6 protein-coding genes are annotated in these 5,083 nt (G+C 54.5%); 4 read left to right on the top strand and 2 right to left on the bottom strand.

Annotated elements, in window-relative coordinates; genetic code table 11:
- Positions 1-330: 330 nt before the first annotated feature.
- Positions 331-654, bottom strand: coding sequence for a hypothetical protein (locus VU18_RS01370; protein ID WP_011229832.1), 324 nt, complete (start codon positions 652-654; stop codon positions 331-333).
- Positions 655-853: 199 nt separating this feature from the next.
- On the opposite strand from VU18_RS01370, the gene VU18_RS01365 reads away from it, so the two are divergent.
- The 3 genes from VU18_RS01365 to VU18_RS01355 all read left to right on the top strand — a co-directional run bounded on the left by VU18_RS01365 (position 854) and on the right by VU18_RS01355 (position 3,423).
- On the top strand, positions 854-1,378 hold the full coding sequence (locus tag VU18_RS01365; protein ID WP_021321899.1) for a hypothetical protein: 525 nt from the start codon (positions 854-856) through the stop codon (positions 1,376-1,378).
- Positions 1,338-1,991: a PspA/IM30 family protein gene (locus VU18_RS01360; protein WP_014194812.1), complete on the top strand. Its 654-nt coding sequence runs from the start codon at positions 1,338-1,340 to the stop codon at positions 1,989-1,991. The genes VU18_RS01365 and VU18_RS01360 overlap by 41 nt, the downstream gene beginning before the upstream one ends.
- Before the next feature lie 199 nt (positions 1,992-2,190).
- Positions 2,191-3,423: an MFS transporter gene (locus VU18_RS01355; RefSeq protein WP_014194810.1), complete on the top strand. Its 1,233-nt coding sequence runs from the start codon at positions 2,191-2,193 to the stop codon at positions 3,421-3,423.
- Positions 3,424-3,505: 82 nt separating this feature from the next.
- On the opposite strand, the gene VU18_RS01350 is transcribed toward VU18_RS01355, so the two are convergent.
- The gene (locus VU18_RS01350) at positions 3,506-4,561 is read right to left on the bottom strand and encodes a P1 family peptidase (protein WP_021321900.1); all 1,056 of its coding nucleotides are present in this window, start codon (positions 4,559-4,561) and stop codon (positions 3,506-3,508) included.
- A gap of 136 nt (positions 4,562-4,697) precedes the next feature.
- Here VU18_RS01350 and VU18_RS01345 point away from each other — a divergent pair, with 136 nt between their 5' ends.
- Positions 4,698-4,922, top strand: coding sequence for a hypothetical protein (locus VU18_RS01345; RefSeq protein ID WP_011229827.1), 225 nt, complete (start codon positions 4,698-4,700; stop codon positions 4,920-4,922).
- The last annotated feature ends 161 nt before the right edge of the window (positions 4,923-5,083 follow it).

The raw sequence follows: 5,083 nt of genomic DNA, 5'->3' as shown, positions 1-5,083 counted from the left end.
TCGGGAGGATTTTTTCGTTCTGATATCAAATGAATTTCCTTTTGAGTCAGTCCCATGCCTAAAATAAGAAATATTCTTTTCTTCATCCCATGGCACAAACACTATGTATGGATAGAGCGATTTTTAACGCTGAACTTGACGGATATGGACATGGATGAGAGCATCTACGTCTAACATGATACGGAACGACTAACGATGGTCAAAAAAGATTGCCATCGCTAGTCGTGTTGGCCAAAACGTTATTCTGAAAAGCAAGATAAAAAATCCTTTAGCCTAGTCGATAAAAAATCGGGAAAGATTTTAGAAACATACGGTGAAATTATACAGCCCCTAGAACAAGTTGCAACAAAAACACGCATTCACGATGGCATTGACATAGGGCATGACCAAGTCTCCGACATCTCGGATTTCGATGGGAAACAGGCGGATGATGATGACAGAGATCGCGATGATGAGGAACAAACCGATTAGAGCGCCACCCAACCGCGCATGCGGATTCCATCGAATTCTCGCCAAGCCGACGATCAACGAGCCGATGGCGAATCCGAGAAACGAGCCGTACGCATAATATCCGACATCAAACGTCGGAAACAAAAAGGAAAACAAGAACACAAACAAAGCGCCGCCAACATCAAGCCCATACGACCGAACCACGTCTTCCCCTCCTTCGTCCCCACAATGTCAGAAAAAACAGATGCCCGTCAAAATCATCGTCCATCTCGCGGCGGATCCCCTATTCATGATATACTCAAAAATCCTTCAAAAAAATGTTCGCTTTTCACCTAATTTTCTCCTTCCCCCTCTACAATACAAACCGTAAGCCAGTCCACTGCCGAAAAAAGGAGGTGACGATGTGAAAAAGGCACAAACGTTCCTATTCATCGCGCTCGCTGCTCTCGTTGGATGGAGCGCGTTTCATGTTCTGACGCCGCATGAAGTGATGGCGCACGGCCGTCCAGGCGTTCCATTTCCCGGCGTGCACGATGGATTCGGACATCACCATCGAGAGTTCGGCATGGGATCGCGCGAAGGCTGGATGATGGCAGGTTTGTTCATGTGGTGGCTCATTCCGTTTTTGCTCGTGGGCGCGGGGGCGATATGGCTCGCCGCGGCGCGGTCGAAGCGCTGGATCGGTTGGGCGCTTGTCGCTTTAGGCGTTGCTGCGATCTTGCCGAAATGGGTGCTGATCTTGCTGGCGCTGGCCGCCGTGTACACCTTAGGGCGCCGTCAAGCGCGAAAAACGGCAATTGCCGAAGCATGGGCGCCAGCACTGCCGTCCGTTCCCGTCGATTGGTTGGATGAATGGGAAAAAACAATACAAAAGGAGGCCAAACAACATGGGCATTTTTCGCCGGATCAAAACGATTATTCTCGCTGAGGCGAATGAACAAATTGACCGCTGGGAAGACCCCGTTGCCATGACGAAACAATATTTGCGCCAGCTTGAGCAACAACTCGAACAAGGCCGCCAAGCGCTCGCCCAACAATGGGTCGCCGAGCGGCGCTATGAGACGCTCATCGCCCAAGCCGAAGCGACCATTGAGAAACGAAGCCGCCAAGCGAAACTGGCGCTCGAGCGCAACGAAGAATCGGTCGCCAAACTGGCGCTGCGTGATAAACTGTTGTACGAGAAAAAGCTGGAGGCGTACAAACAACAATACGACGCCATCAAAGCGAAAACAGTTGAGGTCGCCAATCGCTTGAACCAACTACGCGAACGGTACGACGGACTCGCCGCCAAGCAGCTCGAGCTCGCGGCGCGGGTGAACGCCGCTCAAGCGTTGAAACAAATCGACACGGCGCTCGCTTCGTTTTCCGCCGATGAGGCGCTGCGCGGCTTCGCCCGCATGGAAGAGCGCGTCATCGCCTTAGAAGCCGAAGCGGCCGCCGCCCGGTTCGGTACGAATGCTGCGTTGTCCCCCGTGCCATTTGATGAAGAAGTCGAACGTGAGTTAGCCAAGTGGAAAGAAGCCCAAGCCAATAACGCCTAATCCCCTCCCCCTTTGACATAGATGACCCCCTTGCCGGGCAGGCAAGGGGGATGGTGTTTGTTCAGGGAAATGACACCGCTNCCCACCGTCGCACGGCCTGACTCTCGCTTTCCCCCGTTCGGAAGCAAAATCGTTTCCTTTGTTTTTCCATCGTGGTAAAATCATTAGAGAAACGAAATAATACAGGAGATGACCTCCTATGAACTGGAAGCGAAGCGTCCGCGTTCTTTGGCTGTGCAATTTCATGGTTTCTGCCGGGATGACGATGGTCATTCCCTTTTTGTCGCTCTTTTTATGGCAAATGGGCGTCACTGAGCACCACGCCTTGAGCATCTGGACAGGACTTGTGTTTTCCGTCACGTTCCTATCAGCCGCTGTCATGGCGCCGATTTGGGGGGTATTCGCCGATAAGTACGGCCAGCGCGCCAACCTCATCCGCGCGGGGATCGGCATGGGCTTGATCACCGGATGCATGGCGTTCGCCGCCTCACCGATGGCGCTGCTTGCTCTCCGATTTCTTGTCGGCTTTTTCTCTGGATTTATCACTGTCTCGTTTTCATACTTGGCCCGCGTTGTGCCGAGAGACCATAGCGGCGAGGCGCTCGGGACGCTGCAGACGGGAAGCATCGCCGGCAACATCATCGGGCCGCTCATCGGCGGCGCCTTATCCGACCTGTTCGGCTTCCGCCCGGTGTTTCTCGTGACCGGGCTTTGCATTTTACTGACGCTCTTGCCGGTCATTTTTTGGCTCGAAAAAGATCCCGTCGTGCCGCAGACAAAAGAAAACAAGGCCAGCTTCAAAGAAGTATTCAGACACCGGCCGCTCATCGTCTTATTTATCGCCACGTTTCTCGTGCAAATTGCGGTTCTTGGCGTCAACTCGATGATGACGATTTTTGTCCAATCGCTCATCGGCCATTCTAGCAATCTCGCCTTTCTATCCGGCCTCGCCTCGTCGATCACCGGCATCGCGACGATCATCGGCGCACCGTACTTAGGGAAACTCGGCGACCGAATCGGGCAGGAGAAAACATTACCGATACTGCTTGTGCTGTCCGGCTTGTTCGCCTTGCCGCAAGTATGGACGGACAACATTTATGAGCTGTACGTGTGGCGCTTCTTGCAAGGGCTTGTTGTTGGCGGCGTATGGCCGTCTATTCAAGCGCTCATCAACGCGCAAAGCCCGCGCCGCATTCAAGGGCGGGTGTTCGGCGTCACGGCAAGCAGCCGCTTCCTCGGCAACTTGACTGGCCCGACCGCCGCAGGCGCGATCGCAGGGTTCTTTTCCATTTCCTCCATTTTCGTCTTATCTGGTCTCTTGTTGATCGCCACCGGCGCATTGGTCGGGTATGCGACGCATGACCGTGCATGGCGCGAGGAAATGAAAGAGAAGATCGCCGCTTGGACACATCGTCTCCATAGTCGGTACTGACAACCACAGCGGCAAGAGGCGCGGCAGAAAAAACGAAACGGCCCGAAGAACCATTCCTTTCGGGCCGTTTCCTCTCATCGTTTCATTTCTCCGTCCATTTGATCCATCGAAGCAACGAATACGGAATCGCTTCCCCGACGCGTCCATTTCGCCCGGTCGTCGTCTCCGCCATCGTCAATGAATTCCAAATCGCTTCCTCTGTCGCCTCAACAGCCGCCTGAAACAACTCGTTCATGAGCGGCGCATCATCGCGGACAAGCGGCGGCAGCGCCTGATGCGCTGAATCCACAAAATGCGGAACCGTGTATGCCGTCGAAAAGGCGATGACGATGTCGCCGCTGCCATGATGAACGTGGCTTCCCGTCCGCGCCAGCCCCACCGCCGCCCGCTTCGCCAGCCGCTTCAACTGCCGCGCATCAAGCGGCGCATCGGTCGCGACGATCATCATAATCGAACCAGCCGGCACATCCCGTTCATCAAACGACGGCGGCACATACGGCACAAACCGCAGCTCTTCACGCCGCCCGAAATTGCTCACGACCAGCGCCCCGACCGTATATCCCCTGCTCACGACCCGCGACGAGCTGCCAACGCCCCCTTTCCAACCGAAACACATCATCCCCGTTCCTGCCCCGACCTCTCCTTCTTCCATCTCCACCCGCGCCGCGGCAATCGCCTCTTTCGCATGCTCCTTCGTCACCGAAAGCGCCCGCGCCGTATTCAAATAGCTGTCATTGCATTCCCCGACGACAATGTTGGCCGACCCGGTCGTATCTCCGATCTCCGGCGTCATCGCAAGCATATACTCAAGCGTCCCTTGCCAGACAGCGCCGACACTGAACGTATTGGTCAGCATAATCGGCGACTCGATCAACCCAAGTTCCTCGACCTGCACCAACCCGACCGTTTTCCCAAAACCGTTCAAAACAAAACAAGCCGCGGGCACCTTCTCCAAAAACCAGTTGCCCCCATGCGGCAACACCGCCGTCACCCCAGTGCGGATCACTGTCCGCTCATTCATATCTTCCCGAATCGTCACATGACCGACCCGCACCCCAGGCACATCGGTGACTTGATTGCGCTCCCCTGTCGGAAGCGTGCCGATGGAAAAACCAAGATCGCGAAGTTTGCGGCGCATCCATCCCACCCCTGTCGCTTTTCTCCGCCTTCTTTCAAACCGTCCAACGCCAACGCAGCATGTCCGCCGACACGACGGTGAACGAGAAAGAAGCGTGATTGTTCCCATGTCAAGTATATCGCATCGGACTGAGGAAATGCAGCAGCGGCAAAGAAAGGCGGTGAACAACCATGCCTGGTGGATCAATGGGGCCATACAAAAAAAGCAGATGCCAAAACGTTCTCCATGTGCGAAACAAAAAAGCGGCTTCCTGCAAAGCAAGCGGCGCAAGAATGAGCAGCCGAAGCAAAACGAAGCGGTCGATCGGGGAAGTGCAGCCATCCGGTTTCTTCAAACGGAAGACGTTCATACGATGGCGTGACATTGAAGAGGGTTTCGCCTCTTATAGGCGCGACAAAAACTGGGCGGAAACGCGTGGAGAAAGCGGCCGACTCCGGTTTCAATCCCTCGTAGGTACGATAAAAACCATTGATAACAGCCAAAATATTATAAAGGTCAAACGGGTTTCAATCCCTCATAGGT

The sequence above is a fragment of the Geobacillus sp. ZGt-1 genome, assembly GCF_001026865.1.
GTDB lineage: Bacteria > Bacillota > Bacilli > Bacillales > Anoxybacillaceae > Geobacillus > Geobacillus thermoleovorans.
This window is presented reverse-complemented; position numbering and strand designations above follow the sequence as displayed.